At 66.8% G+C, this 15,916-nt stretch carries 28 protein-coding genes, 1 tRNA gene and 5 pseudogenes; 18 read left to right on the forward strand and 16 right to left on the reverse strand.

Annotation, left to right across the window (positions count from 1 at the left end; all coding sequences use genetic code 11):
* Positions 1-151: 151 nt before the first annotated feature.
* On the reverse strand, positions 152-940 hold the full coding sequence (locus K0H76_RS10705; protein WP_258932974.1) for a LacI family transcriptional regulator: 789 nt from the start codon (positions 938-940) through the stop codon (positions 152-154).
* A gap of 188 nt (positions 941-1,128) precedes the next feature.
* On the opposite strand from K0H76_RS10705, the gene K0H76_RS10710 reads away from it, so the two are divergent.
* From K0H76_RS10710 to K0H76_RS10735, 6 genes and pseudogenes are all read left to right on the forward strand, one after another.
* Positions 1,129-1,554: a hypothetical protein gene (locus K0H76_RS10710; protein ID WP_258935489.1), complete on the forward strand. Its 426-nt coding sequence runs from the start codon at positions 1,129-1,131 to the stop codon at positions 1,552-1,554.
* Positions 1,497-1,892 carry a ComEA family DNA-binding protein gene (locus K0H76_RS10715; RefSeq protein WP_258932975.1) on the forward strand — a complete coding sequence of 132 codons (396 nt, stop codon included), beginning with the start codon at positions 1,497-1,499 and terminating at the stop codon, positions 1,890-1,892. Before K0H76_RS10710 ends, K0H76_RS10715 begins: the two co-directional genes overlap by 58 nt.
* 105 nt (positions 1,893-1,997) lie before the next feature.
* Entirely contained in the window at positions 1,998-2,492 is a 495-nt protein-coding gene (locus K0H76_RS10720) for a hypothetical protein (protein ID WP_258932976.1), read from the forward strand.
* Positions 2,493-2,678: 186 nt separating this feature from the next.
* A pseudogene (locus K0H76_RS10725) lies at positions 2,679-2,950 on the forward strand (ComEC/Rec2 family competence protein).
* Positions 2,951-3,003: 53 nt separating this feature from the next.
* Positions 3,004-3,156 carry a hypothetical protein gene (locus K0H76_RS10730; protein WP_258932977.1) on the forward strand — a complete coding sequence of 51 codons (153 nt, stop codon included), beginning with the start codon at positions 3,004-3,006 and terminating at the stop codon, positions 3,154-3,156.
* A 97-nt stretch (positions 3,157-3,253) separates the two neighbouring features.
* A complete protein-coding gene (locus K0H76_RS10735; protein ID WP_258932978.1) occupies positions 3,254-3,514 on the forward strand; it encodes a hypothetical protein in 261 nt (86 codons plus the stop codon).
* On the opposite strand, the gene K0H76_RS10740 is transcribed toward K0H76_RS10735, so the two are convergent.
* Complete coding sequence (locus tag K0H76_RS10740) at positions 3,501-3,620, reverse strand: LysM peptidoglycan-binding domain-containing protein (protein ID WP_258935386.1); 120 nt, start codon at positions 3,618-3,620, stop codon at positions 3,501-3,503. The genes K0H76_RS10735 and K0H76_RS10740 overlap by 14 nt on opposite strands.
* On the opposite strand from K0H76_RS10740, the gene K0H76_RS10745 reads away from it, so the two are divergent.
* Complete coding sequence (locus K0H76_RS10745; protein ID WP_258935490.1) at positions 3,621-3,899, forward strand: hypothetical protein; 279 nt, start codon at positions 3,621-3,623, stop codon at positions 3,897-3,899. It abuts the gene before it with no gap.
* Positions 3,900-3,940: 41 nt separating this feature from the next.
* On the opposite strand, the pseudogene K0H76_RS10750 reads toward K0H76_RS10745, so the two are convergent.
* The 9 genes and pseudogenes from K0H76_RS10750 to K0H76_RS10790 all read right to left on the reverse strand — a co-directional run.
* Positions 3,941-4,243: pseudogene (locus tag K0H76_RS10750) on the reverse strand (transglycosylase family protein); the annotation flags it as partial.
* Between the two features lie 376 nt (positions 4,244-4,619).
* The gene (locus K0H76_RS10755) at positions 4,620-4,946 is read right to left on the reverse strand and encodes a hypothetical protein (RefSeq protein ID WP_258932979.1); all 327 of its coding nucleotides are present in this window, start codon (positions 4,944-4,946) and stop codon (positions 4,620-4,622) included.
* Between the two features lie 37 nt (positions 4,947-4,983).
* On the reverse strand, positions 4,984-5,115 hold the full coding sequence (locus K0H76_RS10760) for a hypothetical protein (protein ID WP_258932980.1): 132 nt from the start codon (positions 5,113-5,115) through the stop codon (positions 4,984-4,986).
* A 15-nt stretch (positions 5,116-5,130) separates the two neighbouring features.
* Positions 5,131-5,208, reverse strand: a pseudogene (locus K0H76_RS10765) (hypothetical protein); the annotation flags it as partial.
* Between the two features lie 55 nt (positions 5,209-5,263).
* A complete protein-coding gene (locus tag K0H76_RS10770) occupies positions 5,264-5,752 on the reverse strand; it encodes a hypothetical protein (protein ID WP_258935387.1) in 489 nt (162 codons plus the stop codon).
* On the reverse strand, positions 5,698-5,838 hold the full coding sequence (locus K0H76_RS10775) for a hypothetical protein (protein WP_258935388.1): 141 nt from the start codon (positions 5,836-5,838) through the stop codon (positions 5,698-5,700). Before K0H76_RS10775 ends, K0H76_RS10770 begins: the two co-directional genes overlap by 55 nt.
* Complete coding sequence (locus K0H76_RS10780) at positions 5,802-6,671, reverse strand: hypothetical protein (protein WP_258932981.1); 870 nt, start codon at positions 6,669-6,671, stop codon at positions 5,802-5,804. Before K0H76_RS10780 ends, K0H76_RS10775 begins: the two co-directional genes overlap by 37 nt.
* Positions 6,668-7,009 carry a hypothetical protein gene (locus tag K0H76_RS10785; protein WP_258932982.1) on the reverse strand — a complete coding sequence of 114 codons (342 nt, stop codon included), beginning with the start codon at positions 7,007-7,009 and terminating at the stop codon, positions 6,668-6,670. Before K0H76_RS10785 ends, K0H76_RS10780 begins: the two co-directional genes overlap by 4 nt.
* Before the next feature lie 76 nt (positions 7,010-7,085).
* A complete protein-coding gene (locus K0H76_RS10790) occupies positions 7,086-7,667 on the reverse strand; it encodes a hypothetical protein (RefSeq protein WP_258932983.1) in 582 nt (193 codons plus the stop codon).
* A 307-nt stretch (positions 7,668-7,974) separates the two neighbouring features.
* Here K0H76_RS10790 and K0H76_RS10795 point away from each other — a divergent pair, with 307 nt between their 5' ends.
* Genes K0H76_RS10795 through K0H76_RS10805 form a run of 3 tightly spaced genes read left to right on the forward strand, consistent with a single transcriptional unit; the run spans position 7,975 to position 9,516 of the window.
* Entirely contained in the window at positions 7,975-8,391 is a 417-nt protein-coding gene (locus K0H76_RS10795; protein ID WP_258932984.1) for a hypothetical protein, read from the forward strand.
* Positions 8,348-8,986 carry a hypothetical protein gene (locus tag K0H76_RS10800; RefSeq protein WP_258932985.1) on the forward strand — a complete coding sequence of 213 codons (639 nt, stop codon included), beginning with the start codon at positions 8,348-8,350 and terminating at the stop codon, positions 8,984-8,986. The genes K0H76_RS10795 and K0H76_RS10800 overlap by 44 nt, the downstream gene beginning before the upstream one ends.
* Positions 8,968-9,516 carry a hypothetical protein gene (locus K0H76_RS10805; RefSeq protein WP_258932986.1) on the forward strand — a complete coding sequence of 183 codons (549 nt, stop codon included), beginning with the start codon at positions 8,968-8,970 and terminating at the stop codon, positions 9,514-9,516. Before K0H76_RS10800 ends, K0H76_RS10805 begins: the two co-directional genes overlap by 19 nt.
* A 45-nt stretch (positions 9,517-9,561) precedes the next feature.
* On the opposite strand, the gene K0H76_RS10810 is transcribed toward K0H76_RS10805, so the two are convergent.
* The 5 genes from K0H76_RS10810 to K0H76_RS10830 form a co-directional block, all read right to left on the reverse strand.
* Positions 9,562-10,212 carry an FAD-dependent oxidoreductase gene (locus tag K0H76_RS10810; protein ID WP_258932987.1) on the reverse strand — a complete coding sequence of 217 codons (651 nt, stop codon included), beginning with the start codon at positions 10,210-10,212 and terminating at the stop codon, positions 9,562-9,564.
* Positions 10,213-10,288: 76 nt separating this feature from the next.
* The gene (locus K0H76_RS10815) at positions 10,289-10,606 is read right to left on the reverse strand and encodes an FAD-dependent oxidoreductase (protein ID WP_258932988.1); all 318 of its coding nucleotides are present in this window, start codon (positions 10,604-10,606) and stop codon (positions 10,289-10,291) included.
* Complete coding sequence (locus K0H76_RS10820; protein WP_258932989.1) at positions 10,599-10,949, reverse strand: DUF2200 domain-containing protein; 351 nt, start codon at positions 10,947-10,949, stop codon at positions 10,599-10,601. The genes K0H76_RS10815 and K0H76_RS10820 overlap by 8 nt, the downstream gene beginning before the upstream one ends.
* A 10-nt stretch (positions 10,950-10,959) precedes the next feature.
* A complete protein-coding gene (locus K0H76_RS10825) occupies positions 10,960-11,601 on the reverse strand; it encodes an LLM class flavin-dependent oxidoreductase (RefSeq protein WP_258932990.1) in 642 nt (213 codons plus the stop codon).
* A gap of 111 nt (positions 11,602-11,712) precedes the next feature.
* Positions 11,713-11,940, reverse strand: coding sequence for an LLM class flavin-dependent oxidoreductase (locus K0H76_RS10830; RefSeq protein WP_258932991.1), 228 nt, complete (start codon positions 11,938-11,940; stop codon positions 11,713-11,715).
* A gap of 94 nt (positions 11,941-12,034) precedes the next feature.
* On the opposite strand from K0H76_RS10830, the gene K0H76_RS10835 reads away from it, so the two are divergent.
* From K0H76_RS10835 to K0H76_RS10870, 8 genes and pseudogenes are all read left to right on the forward strand, one after another.
* A complete protein-coding gene (locus K0H76_RS10835) occupies positions 12,035-12,460 on the forward strand; it encodes an HAD hydrolase family protein (RefSeq protein WP_258932992.1) in 426 nt (141 codons plus the stop codon).
* A gap of 103 nt (positions 12,461-12,563) precedes the next feature.
* Entirely contained in the window at positions 12,564-12,851 is a 288-nt protein-coding gene (locus K0H76_RS10840) for an HAD hydrolase family protein (protein ID WP_258932993.1), read from the forward strand.
* 172 nt (positions 12,852-13,023) lie between these two features.
* A complete protein-coding gene (locus K0H76_RS10845; RefSeq protein ID WP_258932994.1) occupies positions 13,024-13,254 on the forward strand; it encodes a SatD family protein in 231 nt (76 codons plus the stop codon).
* A gap of 43 nt (positions 13,255-13,297) precedes the next feature.
* Positions 13,298-13,516 carry a hypothetical protein gene (locus tag K0H76_RS10850; protein ID WP_258932995.1) on the forward strand — a complete coding sequence of 73 codons (219 nt, stop codon included), beginning with the start codon at positions 13,298-13,300 and terminating at the stop codon, positions 13,514-13,516.
* 8 nt (positions 13,517-13,524) lie between these two features.
* Entirely contained in the window at positions 13,525-13,920 is a 396-nt protein-coding gene (locus tag K0H76_RS10855) for a hypothetical protein (RefSeq protein WP_146338456.1), read from the forward strand.
* 71 nt (positions 13,921-13,991) lie between these two features.
* A pseudogene (locus K0H76_RS10860) lies at positions 13,992-15,051 on the forward strand (NAD(P)-dependent alcohol dehydrogenase).
* A gap of 139 nt (positions 15,052-15,190) precedes the next feature.
* Positions 15,191-15,698, forward strand: a pseudogene (gene orn, locus K0H76_RS10865) (oligoribonuclease).
* 114 nt (positions 15,699-15,812) lie between these two features.
* A tRNA-His gene (locus K0H76_RS10870) sits at positions 15,813-15,885 on the forward strand.
* The last annotated feature ends 31 nt before the right edge of the window (positions 15,886-15,916 follow it).

The raw sequence follows: 15,916 nt of genomic DNA on the forward strand, positions 1-15,916 counted from the left end.
CTGAATGGGGGCTGCGTTGTCGCCTATCCGATTCAGAAGAATCTTCAGAGCCACTTCAGCCATCTCATCGATCGGCTGACGAACAGTCGTGAGGTTCAGCGCTTTCCAAGCAGACATAGGGATATCGTCATAGTAGGCGACCCATAGGTCCTCAGGGACCCTCAGGCCGTGCTCCAGCGCCGCATCGATCACGCCGAAGGCCACCACGTCTGTGGTGCAGAAGACCGCCTGCGGAGGGTCTTGTCTGAGAAGAGACCTGCCAAGCCTCCAAGCCTGCGTCGTGGGTGAAGGGGGTTTCGGGCTGGTGGGCCTCCGTCAGTGGGAATCCAGCTTCGGCGAAGCGCTGGGTGAAGCCCTCACGCCTCTCACGGCCTGTGCTGGCCCACGATCCTCCGCCGACGACGGCCGCGTCGGTTCTGCCATGAGCAAGGAAGTAGTCGGCGACTGCCGCTCCTCCTGCCAGGTTGTCGCCGGTGACTCGGTCACTGGTGACGCCCTCCAGGCTGCGGTTTACCAGGACGACCGGCAGCCCCATCTCCAGGGCGGCCCGAAGGGACTGCGATTCCCGCGTGGCGGTGGTGAAGACGAGACCGTCGATGAGTTTGGACCGTATCGCCTCGATGGCCGCCTGCTCGCTGTTGTCGCCGTCAGAGACCCAGAAGCTGACTCGCAGGTAGGCCTGCGTGATCTCGCGGCTGAGTGCGTACATCATCACGGGGTACCAGGGGTTGGTGAACTCGTAAGCAACCACCCCGATCGCTCCGGAACGCTGCGTGCGCATGGCTCGTGCCTGGGCGTTGGGGACGTAGCCGAACGTCGCCATCGCCTCTTCGACGCGTCGTCTGCTCTCCTCGCTGACACGCGTGGAGCCCTGCACCACTCGGGACACCGTGGCCTGAGAAACTCCCGCGACTTGCGCGATCTCCTTGCCGGTTAGCATCAACACCTTTCCTGCGCGCCTTTCCTGCGCGTTCTGCCTATACGTTCTCATATGCACGGTGCGCGCGCTGGCTGCACGGAGGCGTCCTTCTTCCACCGAGTCATGGATCCGGCCGTCGGGCACTCCGAGAGTCTCACATGCAGGTGCCCAGCGACCTCGGCCGTGGCGGGGATTCCTAGCCTGAGGCCATGGAGCGCATCAGTGATCTGCCGCAGAAGCCGGGCGATGGTGAGAGCCTCGAGTATGACGACGATCTGGATCGCCTCAGCACTCGGCGTGACCGGCTCCGGGCTGAGCGCGCCGAGGCGCATCGGGCTCCGGCGCGTGTTCGGCTTCGTCTGGGTGCTGTGCTGGTGGTGCTCGTCGGCATCCTCACGTGGTTCGCGGTCGCCTGGCTCTCGACACCCTCGGGAGCGGACGCCTCAGCCGAGGAGCTGCCCGACCCGCCTGAGGCCCAACACCCTCCGAGCATGAGGCCGACCGAGTCTCGGCGAACGAGGATACCCAGGACGATGTCGTCGTACACGTCAGCGGGGCTGTGCAGGAGCCGCAGGTCGTGGTTCTCTCACCGGGCGCCCGGGTCATGGACGCGGTGGACTCTGCCGGCGGCATGACCGACGAGGCTGCTGCGGCCGGGGTCAATCTCGCCGCCGTGGCTGAAGACGGCAGTCACGTGTGGATACCGACCCAGGAGGAGCTCGAGGAGGGCAGTGCCCCGCCTGCCGCGGCGGCCGCCCCGGACGGCACGGGCGACGGCGGCGGGCCGATCAATCTCAACACCGCCGATGCGGCAACGCTTGAAGAGCTGACGGGCATCGGCCCAGCCTTGGCCGAACGGATCATCTCCCACCGCGAAAGCAGCGGCGCGTTCGAGTCCCTGGAGGATGTGGGCCGCGTGAGCGGCATCGGTCCGGCGATTCTGGAGAACATCGCCGATGACGTCACCTGGTGACGCCGCGGCCGCCGATTCTTCAAAGGAGGGAAGAGCTGCGCGCGCGAGCTTGGATCTGCGGCTGCTGCCCGCAGCTGTGGTGGCATTCGCCGCCGCTTTGGGGCAGTGCACCTCCCTGTCGCCGGTGCCTGGCATCTGGCCGGGCTCGCTGCGGCAACAGGCGGGGCAGCAGCGGTCCTGGCATTCAGCCTGGGGCCGGGCCGTGGCCGTGCCTTCGGCGTCCAGTGGATGTTCTGTGCGGTGCTGGCCGCTGCGGTGTGCGCCCAGGCGGCTTTGGCAGTGGCAGTGCATGAGGAGTCCGGCTGGGATGCAGCAGTGCAGGATCGCGCGGAGATGGATGCGGTCCTGCGGATCACCGAGGACGTCAGACCCTTGGCGGATCCGGGGTGGGGCGGCCAGCAGCGCATTCTGGTTCGCGCCGTGATCGACAGTGCTCAGCTGCCCGGTCAGGACCACTTCACGGAGGTGAATGCCGAGACGGTGCTGATCAGTCAGGTTCCGTTCGGCGCCCATCCGAGCTGGATGTTTGAAGCCGGTCAGAGGTACACCGGGACGGTGCGGACGGCGCCGACCGATGCGGGGAGCGGGCCACGGCCCTGATCTTCCCTGAGTGGGATGGGTTGGACCGGCTGCCGGAGGATAGATGGTCGCGGTTCACCGGTGTCTTCAATGATCTGCGTTCGGCGACGAAGGCAGCCTCTGGCGGTGCGGTGGGGACGCGTCCGGGCTGTTGCCGGGTGTCATTCTGGGGATCGCACCGCGATGGATGAGGATCTTGCGGAGGCGATGTACACCTCGGGGCTGTCTCACATGACGGTGGTGTCGGGGACGCACTGCTCGCTGATCGTCGGTGCGCTGCTGGGGCTGATTCGCATGTGCTTAAGCTGCCCAGGTGGTGCTCACCGGTGCTGATCGTCGTGGGCCTGATCCTCTTTGTGCTGCTGGTGCAGCCTGCGCCGAGTGTGATCCGAGCAGCAGTGATGGGCAGCATCGGGGCGCTGGCGGTATTCGCTTACAGGGGAGGGCCTCATCGGCGCTGCTGTGCCTGTGCACTGTGATCCTGCTGCTCTATGACCCATACTTCAGCACGGAGTAAGCGTTTCAGCTGAGCGTGACGGCCACGGCTGGGATTGTGCTGACGGGTCAGCCGATGAAGGAGATCTTCGAGCAGCGTATGCCGGGGATTGTGGCAGGGCCCTTGGCCCTGGCGGCGTCCTCCCAGCTGTTTGTGACCCTGTGCTTCTGCCGATCGCCGCGGGGGTGAACACCTACAGCATTCCGGCGAACATTGCAGCTGGTCCGCTGCTGCCCTTCGTCACCGTTCCGGGGACGCTGGCCGCAGTGCTGTCCACGGCTGTGCCGTGGCTGAGTCAGGCGCTGCTGTGGTGTGCGGGGTTCCCGGCTGCGGGCATTGCCGTGATCGGCAGAACGTTCGCGGGTCTGCCGCAGGCGTTGGCGCCGTGGCCCGAGGGCCGGTGGGCCTGGGTTTGGTGCTGGTGTACCTCTCCGGCTCCGTGGTGCTCTCGCGTCTGCTCATCGGCAGGAGAGCACCACGGAGGTGGGAGAAGGTGACCCTGGCCGTGGTGGCCGGGGCGGTGGCTGCGGTGATCAGCCCTGGGTGACGGGGAGCTTCAGCTCGTCGCCGACGAAGATGAGGTTGGGGTCCTCCACCTGGTCGGTGTTGGCGCCCCACAGGTCGGTCCACTCGAGGCCGAGCTCGTCGGCGATTTGAGCGAGGGTGTCGCCCGACTGAATGGTGTAGGTCTCGTCCGAGACCTCAACGTCAGTGTTCGGCTCAGCGGAGTAGGCAGCGGAGTAGCCGTTGGACTGACTCTCTGGTTCAGGCTGCGGCTCTGGCTGGGGCTGAGTCTCGGGCTGGGGCTCTGGCTCTGGCTGCGGCTGCGGTGCAGGCTGAGTCTGCTCCTGCTGCGGAGCGGACTGCTGGGGAGCCTGCTGCTGAGGAGCGGACTGCTGCTCCTGCTGCTGGGAGCCTGCTGCTGGCTCTGACCGCCCGTGTTGGAACCAGAGCTGGTCGCGCCGGCGTTCGGGCTCTCACCGTAAAGGCCGAGCTGGGAAGCACATGACGGCCATGCACCCCACCCCTGAATGGCGTGAAGCTGCTGGGCGCGGCTGATCTGCTCGGCCTTGGAAGCCTGCGAAGGCAGTCCACTTCCGCCTACGGCCTGCCATGACTGCTGGGAGAACTGCAGGCCACCGTAGTATCCGTTGCCGGTGTTGATGGACCAGTTGCCGTTGGACTCGCACTCAGCGAGGCGGTCCCAGACGTTAGAGGCAGAGGCCACGGGAGCCTGGGCCACGATTGCGCCGCCGGAGATGGCTGCTGCGGCAATGCCTCCGCCGATGAGCCTCTTGAATGTGGAGTGCTTAGAAGTCTGCATAGTTGTTCTTTGTTTCCTTCAACGAGTGAACGGGATGGGAAGGCCTGGGTCACACCCAGGTCACGAGTTGTTCGGAGACCATTCAAATGTCTCAATTCGATTGCGTCAAACCCCCGCAATGCGGTAAAAGTCGGCAAAAACCCCGGAATCGCGGGGATGCGGGGCTGTTATCAACCTGTTATCTTGTTTTATGTGAGAAAACTGTGAATCTCACAATGGTGTGCCGCTGCGCTGCCATTCGTTCCACATGTGCTTAAGGTCCCATGCCTCTTCGGCCTGCAGGAGACTCCTCGGGCGCCGGTGCGGCGGATGCGCCCGCGGATGATCATCAGGCGGGTGCCGAAGAGCAGGGGGCCGTTTCCTGTGCGTCCTCGAAGAACGTGGTGTCGGCACAGCCTGTGCCGTCGTCGAGGCTGATGAACACCGTCCGCTTCCCGGAGCGCATCGGCGGGGTCTGGGTGGCCACCCGGATTCCGGCGACGAGCACCTCGGTGTTGTTGCGTGCGTGTCGCAGCTCTGCGGCGGCGGTGACGCCCAACTCCTGCAGCATGGGCCGGTAGGTCTCGATGACGTGTTCGCTGATCTCTGAGGAGAGCTCCTGGAGCTCATCGGCGGTGCGCTCTCCGGCGGTGGGGTCCGGCACGGAGGCGTCCATCAGGGCTGCCTCCTCGAAGAGCTGGGGCTGGTCCGGGTCATGCGGGGCCGCGCTGCTTCTGCGGGGAGGCTGTCAGCTGCCGCACGTAGGTGATGATGCTGCCGCGGGTGCTGGTGTGGTCTTCGGCGCTGAGGCTGTCGAATGCGCCCAGCTTCGCCAGCCGCATCATCAGGGCCCGGGAGGGGCGAGCCTGCTGATAGACCTCGTAGATGGAGGTGTAGGGACGGTGTTCGATGATGCGGGAGATTTCGGCGTCGCTGATGCCGCGGATGTCGCGGAGGCCGAGCCGGATGCCCTTCTCCTCGGCGGTGATCCGTTCAGTGCGGTAGCCAAGCGTCGGAGGCGTTGATGTCGATGCCCAGCAGGGGAATGAGCATGCGGCGAGCTTCGGCCATCAGCAGTAAGCGGGGGTACATGCCGGGGTCGTGCTCGAAGATGGCCGTGAGGAACTCCACCGGATAGTGGGTCTTCAGCCAGGCGGACTGGTAGGTGGGCAGGGCGAACGCGGCGCCGTGAGCCTTGCAGAACCCGAAGCTGCCGAAGCTGCGCAGAGCCTTCCAGAGCCTGTCGATGTCGGCGTCGCTGAAGATGCGGTTGTTGTCCTCGTCGGTGTTCCGGGCAGTGCGCTCCCTGAACTCGCCTTCGATCTGCTCGGCGTCCTTCTCCATCCGGCGGCGCAGCTCGTCGGCCTCAGCCAGGGAGATGCGCATGGTGTCGGCGAGGATCCGCAGCACATGCTCGTGGTAGAGCACTACCCCGTAGGAGTCCTGCAGGAAGGGTGCGAAGCGCGGGTGGAGATAGTCGATCCCGCGGAAGCCGTGCTTGCGCTCCACGAAGGGGTGACCATGTCTGCCTTCATCGGACCCGGTCGGAACAGGGAGATGTCGGCGATGAGGTCCTCGTAGCGGTCCGGCTGCAGCTTGCCGATGAGCTCGCGCTGGCCGGGGACTCGATCTGGAACATCCCCAGGGTGTGGGTGGTGCGGATAGCCGCGAAGGTGGCCTCATCGTCCTTGGGCAGTGAGTCCAGGTCGATGCGGCCCTCGGGAGACGTAGGGGCATCTGGAGCCAGGCCGCCCTCCACCGCGGCTGCCGGGCCGTTGATGCGCTGGATCTCGTCGACCGCGTAGGCAAGGGTCGACTGCATCCGCACCCCGAGGACGTCGAGCTTCAGCAGCCCCATGTCATCGATGTCGTCCTTGTCGAACTGGCTCATCGGCAGCCCGATGCCGGAGGGCTGGGTGGGTGTGGTGGAGAGCAGCCCTTCGTCGCCGAGGATCACTCCGCAGGAGTGCATGGAGATGTGGCGGGGCAGTCGGTCGAGGCGTTCGGTGAGGTCCACCAGCAGGTCCACCTGGGGTTCTGCGGAGACCAGCTCGGCGATGTCGCGCAGCTCCGGCTTGGAGTCCAGGACCTGCCGGAATTCGCGGGCGTTGAACCGCCAGAGGCTCTCGGCGATCTGGTCGATGCGATGCTCCTCCATGCCCAGGGCCAGGCCCGCGTCCCGGGCGGCGCCGCGGGCGCGGTAGCGGTTCTGCATGGAGAGCAGGGTGACCTGATCGTGGCCGTAGCGTTCGAAGATCGCGTGGTAGACCTCGTGCCTGCGGGCGGATTCGATGTCGACGTCGATGTCCGGCAGGGTGCTGCGCTTGCTGCCCAGGAACCGTTCGAACAGCAGGTCATGCTCCACCGGGTCCACGTTGGAGATGCGCAGCAGGTAGGTCACCAGGCTTCCGGCGCCGGAGCCTCGGGCCTGGGCGCGAACCCCATGTCGCGGATCATGTCGACCGTGTCTGCGACGGCCAGGAAGTAGGTGCTGAAGCCGAAGGCGCCGATGGTGCCCAGCTCCATGTCGAGGCGTTCGTTGAGGTCCGTGAGCTCCTGGTAGGCGGCGTGCGGGTAGCGTTCGGCGAGCGCGGATCGGCATCGGCGGGCCAGCACGTCGGCGGGGTCGTCCGCGATGCCGAGGATCTCCAGCTCGGGGACCTTGGGGTGGCGCCACCGCAGGTCGGTCTCGGGGTCCAGCTGGCATGTCCGGGCGAGGCGCTCGGTGGCGGAGAGCATGTCCACGGCCTGCTCTCGGCGCAGGTGGCGTGCTCAGCCAGGGCGAAGGCGAGCTGGTGCATCGTCTCGGGCGGCTTCAGCCATGCCTGCCCGTTGGGCTGGGGGCGAAGCTTCCCAGGGGCAGCAGGTGCGCGGCGGCGTCGAGCACGTCGCCGGTGAGGGCGTCGTCGGGCTGCAGGTAGCGCACCGCGTTGGTCAGCACTGCCGGGATTCCGCAGGTGTGGGCCAGGCTCAGCATGTCCGCGGCGTGCTGCATGCTTGCCGACTGGCCGGGCTGGGTGCTGTGGCAGACGACCTCTAAGGCCACGCCTCCGGGCAGCAGGTCGCACCATTGGCTGAGCAGCTTCTGCGCGGCGGGCATGTCTGCGGCCAGGACGGCGTGGCCCACATCGGAGTGGGGTCCCAGCAGCACGGTGCCGGTGGGGCCTGAGTCGTCCTGCAGGAAGACCGCGGGTCGGCGCTTGTCGATGAATGCTTCACGGTGGGTGGAGCCGTGGCGGGCCGAGGTGCGGCGTCGGGCTCCGCGTTTGGGTGCGTGGGCGGAGGAGACCAGTCGGGCCAGTCCGGCCCAGTAAGCGCCGCCGTTGCGGCCGTGGGCCAGGATTGTCACTTCGGTGGGAGCAGCCTCTGCGGCGCCCTTGCGGGGCTTCTCGCGCACCTGGAGGCTGACTCCACGATGGGGGCCAGGCCCGCTTCGATGCAGGCCCGGATGTGGCGGACGGACCCGTAGAGGCCGTCCCTGTCGGTGATGGCGGCTGCGGGGCGCCATGGTCCGCCGCGGCCTGGACCAGCTCTTCGGGCCGGGCGGTGCCGTGGTGTGCGGAGAACACGCTGCAGGCGTGCAGGTGGGTGAAGCGCACGGTATCCGAAGGCACCTCCTGTTCGAACATACTTTCGAATAGAGTGTAAGTCCTGCGGGAAGGTTCGAACAGGCGGGCCTGCGCTCTGCGCTTAGGGTGGTGTCCATGAGCGCCGCCCCCGCCTACGATCCGCGCACTGCGCGCAGCGTCCCGGAGACTCTCGACGCCTCCCAGCAGCTGGAGCGCTCGCCGGACTTCCGTGCGGATCTGGAGCGCATCCGGTTCTCCCCGTACTTCTCCCGTCTCTCGGCGGTCACTCAGGTGATTTCGCAGACGGGGGCGGGCATGGCCATCCACAATCGGCTCACCCACTCGCTGAAGGTGGCCGCAGTGGCCCGGGCGATCGCGGTGGGCCTGTCGGCGGAGGGCGGACGCGCCGGTGAGCTGCTGGAGTCGCTGGGGGCTGCAACCCGGCGGTGGTCCAGGCCGCGGCCTGCGCCCATGATGTGGGGCACCCGCCCTTCGGCCATTTGGGGAGTTGGCGCTGGACCGCCTGGCTCGCGGACATTTCGGCCTGGCTGAGGGCTTCGAGGGCAACGCCCAGTCCTTCCGAATCCTGACGCGACTGGATGAGTACGACCGTGACGGGGCGGGGCTGAACCTGACCGCGGCAGTGCGCTCGGCAGTGCTGAAGTACCCGTGGATTCGTGCTGAGGGGTTCGGGCGTCCGGGCGGCCCGCAGACGCCGCAGGGCCTGTCCCCGGATCCCAACGGCGCTGGTGCCAGAAAGTTCGCCGTCTACACGCTGGATCTGCACAGCATGCGTCAGGCCCGGGCGGCTTACCCGGGCATCGGGGAGCTTCAGCAGACGGTGGAGTGCTCGGTGATGGACACTGCCGATGACATCGCCTACTCGCTGCATGACCTGGATGACTTCTACCGGGCCGGTCTGCTGAACCAGACGGCGATCTCGGCGGAGTTCAGTGCGTGGAAGGAAGCGCGCGCGGAGCTCTCCGCGGCCTCGGAGGGTCAGCTGCGGCGCGTCTCGCACACCCGGGACGGGGTCTGGAGCTGCTGTGGCGGCAGCTGCACCGCAAGGACCCGTGGATCGCCGACGGGGATGCCTTCCTCGCCGCGGTCGAGAGGGTCTCCGAAGATGTGGTGGAGGGGCTGCTGATGTCGCCCTTCGACGGCTCGCGGGAGGCGGAGCGGTCGCTGGCGACGTTCACCGCTGAGTGGATCACCCACCTGCAGAGCTCGGTGGAGCTGCATGCTGAGCCCAATGTCCGCTCAGGCCATGTGAACCTGAACCAGCAGGCCTGGCACGAGGTGGCGGTGCTGAAGTTCCTCCATCAGCGCTTCATCCTCGGGCGGGCTGACCTGACCGTCTACCAACGCGGCCAGGCCCGCCTGATCGAACGCCTGGTGCTGGGCTTCTCGGCATGGCTGGAGGATGAGGACGACGCCTCACGCGCTCCCCGCCGTCTGCTGGATCTGGTGGAGCTGGCTGCTCAGGACATGCTCACCCTGCGCCGGGAGTCCCCGGAGCTGCTCGACGCGGTCGATGAGCCCAGCCTGCTGCGCAAGGCCCAGGGCCGCGGCATCATCGACTACGTGGCCTCGCTGACAGACGCGCAGGCCACCTCATTGGACGGCCTGCTGGCAGGCACCTCCGAGCGCCTCTGGGACGCAGGCCAGGGCCTGTAGCTCACACTCTCTGCAGAGACTGCGGGCTGCCGGCCAGGCGTCGCTTCAGAGCCCCACTGCGGCCCGTCCTGCCCGGTTGGCGCCCACGGTGGACTGGGAGGGTCCGAAGCCGATCAGGTGGATGCGCGGATCGGCACGGACTTCGGTGCCGCGCACAGCGATTCCTCCCTGCTCGTTGGTCAGGTTCAGCGGTGCCAGGTGCTCCAGCGACGGCCGGAATCCGGTGGCCCACAGGATGGTGTCCACGGTGGTGAGCGTGCCGTCGGCCTCCCGCACACCGTGGGGCTCGATGCCGGTGAACATGGGTCGCCGGTCCAGGGCCCCGCGTGCGGCGGCCTCGCGGGCCTCGTCAGACCAGACCAGGCCGGTGTAGGAGACGATGCTCTGGGTCGGCAGGCCCGCCTCCGCAGCGGCGGTGACCCTCTCGATAGTCTCCCGGCCCTCCACCTCCGGGCGGAATCCCTCCTCCCGGAAGACGGGCTCGCGCCGGGTGTACCAGAACGTGGTGGCATGGCGGGAGATCTCCGTGAGCAGCTGCACAGCAGAGATCCCGCCGCCGACCACGGCGACTCGATGCCCGGCGTGCTCCTCGGCGGAGACATAGTCCCGGGTGTGCATCTGTCGGTAAGCGAAGCTCTCGGTGCCGGGATACTGGGGCAGCACCGGGTTGTTCCATGTCCCGGTGGCGTTGATCACCGCCCGGGTGACCCAGACACCGGCATCGGCGTGCACCCGCAGTGGCCCTCAGCCGCCTCCTCGACGCGACTGACCCTCACCGGCCGCCGGATGGGCAGCTGCCGGTCGTCCTCAAAGTCAGCGAAGTATCGAGGAACCGCACTGCGGCTGGGCTCAGCATCGTCCAAAGGCGGTGTGGGGAAGCCCGGAAGGCCGAAGATCCCATTGACGGTCCCCATGCGCAGCGACTCCCACCGGTGCTGCCACGCCCGCCCGGGGCGTCCTCGGCATCCAGCACCACGAAATCCAGATCAGTGCGCTGCAGATGATGCCCCGCAGACAGCCCAGCCTGCCCCGCACCGATCACCACCACATCAACGTGCTCGATGCGGCCCGAGCCGAAGGGCTCACCCACGCAGGATCTTCTCCATAGCCTTGCCCTTGGCCAGCTCATCAATCAGCTTGTCCAGCCGTCGGATCTCCCGCATCGTCTCCTCCGGAACCTCCTGGACCTTCACCCCGCACACCGAACCAGTGATGAGAGAGCGGTTCGGGTTCAGCTCAGGCGCCTGCGCGAGGAATGCTTCGAAGCTGGTCCCCGCCGCCAGCTGCTCGGCCAGCTGCTCAGGCGAATAGCCGGTGAGCCAGCAGATGATCTGATCCACCTCGGCCTGTGTCCGATTCTTGCGCTCGGCCTTGGTCACATAATGCGGGTAGACCTTGCCGAAGGGCATCTCATACACCGGGTGCTTCGTCATACTCATCAGGCTACGGGGCACGCCCGAGAACAAGCTCAGAAAGGGCCCCGTCCAGCTCGCCCAGGGCCTGCAGGTCATGTGTTGAGGTCGAGGCCATGATCTCGGCGGCCCCTGTGCGCTCCGCCAGGGCCTCCAGCTGAGGCCCCACCGCGCTCGCCGATCCGGCCACCGCCTGGTGGAGCCCCTCCTCGACGCGCTCAGCTGTCCTCCGGCTCCATGATTGGGCCCGAATGGTCTCTGGGGCCTCCAGCGGCCCGAACTCGCCCGTCTCTCGGGACCGGGCCATAGCCCAGATCTCCGGCAGCGCAAGCTCCTGAGCCTCTTCGGCGGTGTCTGCGACATAGATGTCCAGGGAGATGATCACCTCAGGCTTGGCAGCCTGCGCGCGTGGACGGAACGTCCGGCGGTAGTCGCGCAGCATGTCGGTGAGCTCCTCGCTGTGCAGGACAGGGCCTCCCACCACGACGGGCAGGCCCAGCTCCGCGGCGAGGCTGATGCCCTTCCCGGTGGCGAGCAGGAACATCGGCGGCGGCTCACCCACCGTGGGCTGGGCGGTGACCTCAGCGGTGCCCTGGAGGTACGCGCTGAGCTCACGCAGATCGTTCGTGAAATCCTCCGCCTCCCCGGACTCCTGACGCAGCGCACGCCGCACCGGGGAGTGAACCCGAGGGATCGTCCCAGGCCCAGGTCGATGCGCCCGGGATGGAGGCTCTCCAGCATGAGGAACTGCTCTGCGACGACGAGGGGCTGGTGGTGGGAAGCATCACCCCGCCGGACCCCAGCCGAATGCGGGAGGTCTTGGACGCCGCAGCTGCGAGCACCACAGTAAGCGCCCCGATGCCACCCCGGGCACCGCATGGTGCTCGGCAGCCCACAGGCGGTGGTAGCCGAGCCTCTCGGCCCGCACGGCCCGCTCCACGGTGTGGTGCAGGGCAACCCCAGGGGCATAGCCCAGCCGGGTCCGCGACCGGTCAAGAAGAGAAAGCCTCACGCGCACCGCAACCCGAACGGGCGCCCAGATGTTCCGAGGACGCCGCGCTCGCAGGGACCTGGGTGATCGGCCCGGGTGTGGGTATGGTTCGAGAGTGCTCATTGCAACGGACCTGGATGGGACGCTCGTCCCGAACGGCAGCGCGCGCATGGGCGGCTACACCGCCGAGGTGCTGCGCCGCGCCGACGCCGCCGGCATCCACGTCGTCTTCGTCACCGGTAAGCCGCTGCGCTGGATGAGCGAGATGTGGCCCCATGTCGGAGCGCACGGCAAGGCCGTCGTCTCCAACGGCGCGATCCTCTACGACGCCCACGAGCGCAGGACGCTGGCAGTCGACGGCATCGAGCCTGGGCTGGGGCTGGAGCTGGTCGAAGCGATCACCCAGGCGGCCCCTGAGACCGTCTTCGCCATCGAATGCGTCGACGGAATCCGGCTGGACCCCACTTCGTGTACGAGCGCCCAAGCTCCACCCCTCCGACCCGGGGCGCCTTTTCCGAGATCTGGGACGCCCCGGCGGTGAAGCTGCTGGCACGCAACCCAGGTCTGGGCGATGAGAGATTCCGTGAGCTGGTGAAGGACGCAGTGGGAACCGGGGAGTCCCGACCTGGTCAGGGCCCGGGCTGGTGGAGATCAGCGCCCATGGGATTACCAAGGCGAGCGCGCTCGCCGGGCTCTGTGCGGATCTTGCCGTGTCGCGCGGAGATGTGGTCGCGTTCGGGGACATGCCCAACGATCTCCCGATGCTGCGCTGGGCCGGGACCTCCTACGCGATGGCTGACGCGGACGCCTCAGTCCGAGCCGAAGCGGACCATGTGGCGCCGTCCTGCAGTGAGGAAGGCGTGGCGCAGGTGATCGAGTCGCTTCTGGGCGGCGGGGATGCGACCGCCTCACCGACGGTCCCTGACCACTGAACATCAATAAACCCCTAAGGCTTGATGTGGCGCCTTCAAGCGCCTAGCCTTTACCTATGTTTGTTGTGACGGCAGATCAGCACCGCAGCCGCAGCACTGGCGACCGAGTGCCCACGCTCCTCAAAGGGCTCACCCCTGGTTCAGCAGCCACCAGGACGCCATCGCACTGCCCATGGAGCGAACCGTCGGCGACGAAGTGCAGATCCTCCTCACCCATGCAGAACCCGCCCTGGACCTCGCCCTGCACCTGATGCGCCGAGCCGACTGGGCCGTAGGCGTAGGCGCCGGACCCGTCGAGACGCCCCTGGGGCCCAGCGCTCGCCAGAGCAGCGGCCAGGCGTTCTTCCACGCCCGGGAGGCCGTGGAGCGGGCCCGCGGCCGGGGGAGCCGGTGCCGCTGGTGATCATGGGGAGCAGGCTGAGGCAGCGGGCGAGGCGACGGCTGTAGTGCAGCTGCTGGGGGCGATCCTGCGCCGCCGCTCAGCCGAGGGATGGGAGGTGGCTGATGGTCAGGCTGCCGGCAAGCGGCAGAACCAGATTGCCGAGGAGCTGGGCATCAGCCCCCAGGCGGTGGGTCAGCGCATGAGGGCAGCCCTCGTTCAGGAGGAGCAGAGGGTGAGGCCCGTGGCCGCCCGCCTCATGAGCGTCTGCGCAGGCGGGTCGTAGAGCATGTCATGCGGTTCGGCGAAGATGGAGGAGTGGACATTCTGATCTCTGTCTCCGTCACCTTGGTCGCTCTGGCCCTTTCCTCGGCCGCTGGCATTGCCGTGGTGGGCGGACTGCTGCGCTGGGTGGAGCCTGCAGGGTCAGGCCCTGGGGTGCTGCGCGGTGGCACATGGATCGGTGTGCTGGAGCGTCTGGCCATCACCGGGTCTGTGCTGGCGGGGCACCCGGAGGCCGTCGCGGTGGTGCTGGCCGTGAAGGGTCTGGGCCGCTACCCCGAGCTGCGCGCGGCCAGGGCAGAGCACCGGGCCAAGGCCACTGAACGGTTCATCATCGGCACGCTCGCCAGCTACATCTGGGCCGGGCTGCTGGGCGTCCTCGGCCTGTACGCCCTCGATCAGCTCTGACCAGTATCGGTAGGCGTTCAGGTGAGAGTGATGGGCTGTGCGCCGTTCACCGTCCAGACGAAGGAGCACCCGTGACACTGGTATCTGCCTATGTAGCTGAGTCCGCCGAATCACCCCTGACCCTGGGGACCATCGAGCGCAGAGAGCCCGGCCCGCACGACGTGCAGATCGACATCCACTGGTCCGGCATCTGCCACTCAGACATCCACACCGCCCGCGGCGAGTGGGGCCCAGCACCGTACCCACTTGCCGTCGGCCACGAGATCGCCGGTGTCGTCACAGCCGTGGGCGAAAAGGTGAGCCGTCACCAGGTCGGCGACCGTGTGGGCGTGGGCTGCATGGTGAACTCCTGCCGTGAGTGCGAAGCCTGCCGGGCAGGGTTCGAGCAGCACTGTGAGAAGGGCATGGTCGGCACCTACGGTGCTGAGGACCGTGACGGGACCATCACTCAGGGCGGCTACTCAGGCAGCATCGTCGTTACCGAAGACTTCGTGCTGCGCATCCCGGAGTCCCTTCCTTTCGAGGAGACTGCGCCGCTGCTGTGCGCCGGCATCACGACATACTCCCCGCTGAAGCACTGGGGTGCCGGGCCCGGCAAGAAGGTAGCAGTGGTCGGCATGGGCGGCCTGGGCCACATGGCGGTGAAGATCGCCCACGCCATGGGAGCAGAGGTGACGGTGCTGTCGCAGACGCTGAGCAAGAAGGAGGACGGCCTGCGCCTTGGCGCCTCCGACTATCGGGCCACGAGCGGCGAGTCCACCTTCACGGACCTCCGCAACCAGTTCGACCTGATCCTCAACACAGTCTCCGCCAGCGTGGACCTCAACGCGTTCCTGAGCATGCTCCGCTTCGACGGTGCCCTGGTCAATGTGGGCGTGCCCGATCAGCCCCTGAGCATCGACACCGGCACGCTCTTCACGAACCGCCGGGCGATGGCTTAGCTCCATGATCGGCGGCATCGCTGAGACCCAGGAGATGCTGGACTTCTGCGCCGAGCACAGCATCACACCCGAAGTGGAGATCATCGATGCTTCGCAGGTCAACGAGGCCTGGGAGAACGTGCTGGCCTCAAAGGTCCGATACCGCTACGTCATCGACATTTCGACGCTTCCGGAACCAGCAGAGGTCTGAGGAGCGGCCCGGGGTGCGGCAGCGTCATCGTTGACTACAGTGTTCCCGTGACTGCGAACAACACTTCTTCTGCGAGCAACACCTCTGACAAGACTCCCGGGGCGACTGGTCCGGGCGGCTGGTATGGATCGACTGCGAGATGACGGGACTTGTCCCTGAGCGGGACGTCCTCCTCGAGGTCGCTGCGCTGGTCACCGACTCAGAGCTCAACATCCTGGGGAGGGCGTCCAGGTAGTCATCAAGCCGGAGTCGGGCGCGCTGGATGCCATGGGTTCCTTCGTGCGGCGGATGCACACGGACTCAGGATTGTTGGACGAGCTGGAGTTGGGAGTGAGTCTGGGGAGGCCGAGTCAAGGGTCCTGAAATACGTGAAGGACTGGGTGCCTGAGGCGAACACGGCCCCATTGGTAAACAACTCGGTTCACGCCGATAAGGCGTTCCTGCGACTCGGCATGCCGCAGCTGATGGAGCATCTGCACTACCGGATCATTGATGTGTCCACTATCAAGGAACTGGGCAGCCGTTGGTATCCGAAGCAGTATGAGGGCCGCCCGGCGAAGACGGGCAACCACCGCGCCTTGGGTGATATTCAGGACTCCATCGACGAGCTGAAGTACTACCGGGAATCTATGTTCCGACAGGACTAGTCCGTCCGGGAAAGACCGCCGGATCCGCATCGGCGCGCCGATGTGCCGGATCGGCATCCAAGTTGTATGATGTATTGGTTGCTTTCGGAGGGAACACCTTCAAAGAAGCACATGGTGGGTGTAGCTCAGCTGGTAGAGCATCGCGTTGTGGTCGCGAGGGTCGCGGGTTCAAGCCCCGTCACTCACCCCGAACGAACGAGGTCCGGACGTCGTCCAAG

Source organism: Nesterenkonia pannonica (assembly GCF_019575955.1).
Lineage (GTDB): Bacteria > Actinomycetota > Actinomycetes > Actinomycetales > Micrococcaceae > Nesterenkonia > Nesterenkonia pannonica.

Bases quoted from the DNA above. Each gene is read 5' to 3' on its own strand.
- K0H76_RS10705 (WP_258932974.1), bottom strand. From the start codon at position 940: ATGCTAACCGGCAAGGAGATCGCGCAAGTCGCGGGAGTTTCTCAGGCC.
- K0H76_RS10710 (WP_258935489.1), top strand. From the start codon at position 1,129: ATGGAGCGCATCAGTGATCTGCCGCAGAAGCCGGGCGATGGTGAGAGC.
- K0H76_RS10755 (WP_258932979.1), bottom strand. From the start codon at position 4,946: ATGGACGCCTCCGTGCCGGACCCCACCGCCGGAGAGCGCACCGCCGAT.
- K0H76_RS10760 (WP_258932980.1), bottom strand. From the start codon at position 5,115: ATGATGCGGCTGGCGAAGCTGGGCGCATTCGACAGCCTCAGCGCCGAA.
- K0H76_RS10785 (WP_258932982.1), bottom strand. From the start codon at position 7,009: ATGCTCTCCGCCACCGAGCGCCTCGCCCGGACATGCCAGCTGGACCCC.
- K0H76_RS10795 (WP_258932984.1), top strand. From the start codon at position 7,975: ATGAGCGCCGCCCCCGCCTACGATCCGCGCACTGCGCGCAGCGTCCCG.
- K0H76_RS10820 (WP_258932989.1), bottom strand. From the start codon at position 10,949: ATGACGAAGCACCCGGTGTATGAGATGCCCTTCGGCAAGGTCTACCCG.
- K0H76_RS10845 (WP_258932994.1), top strand. From the start codon at position 13,024: ATGGAGCGAACCGTCGGCGACGAAGTGCAGATCCTCCTCACCCATGCA.
- K0H76_RS10855 (WP_146338456.1), top strand. From the start codon at position 13,525: ATGCGGTTCGGCGAAGATGGAGGAGTGGACATTCTGATCTCTGTCTCC.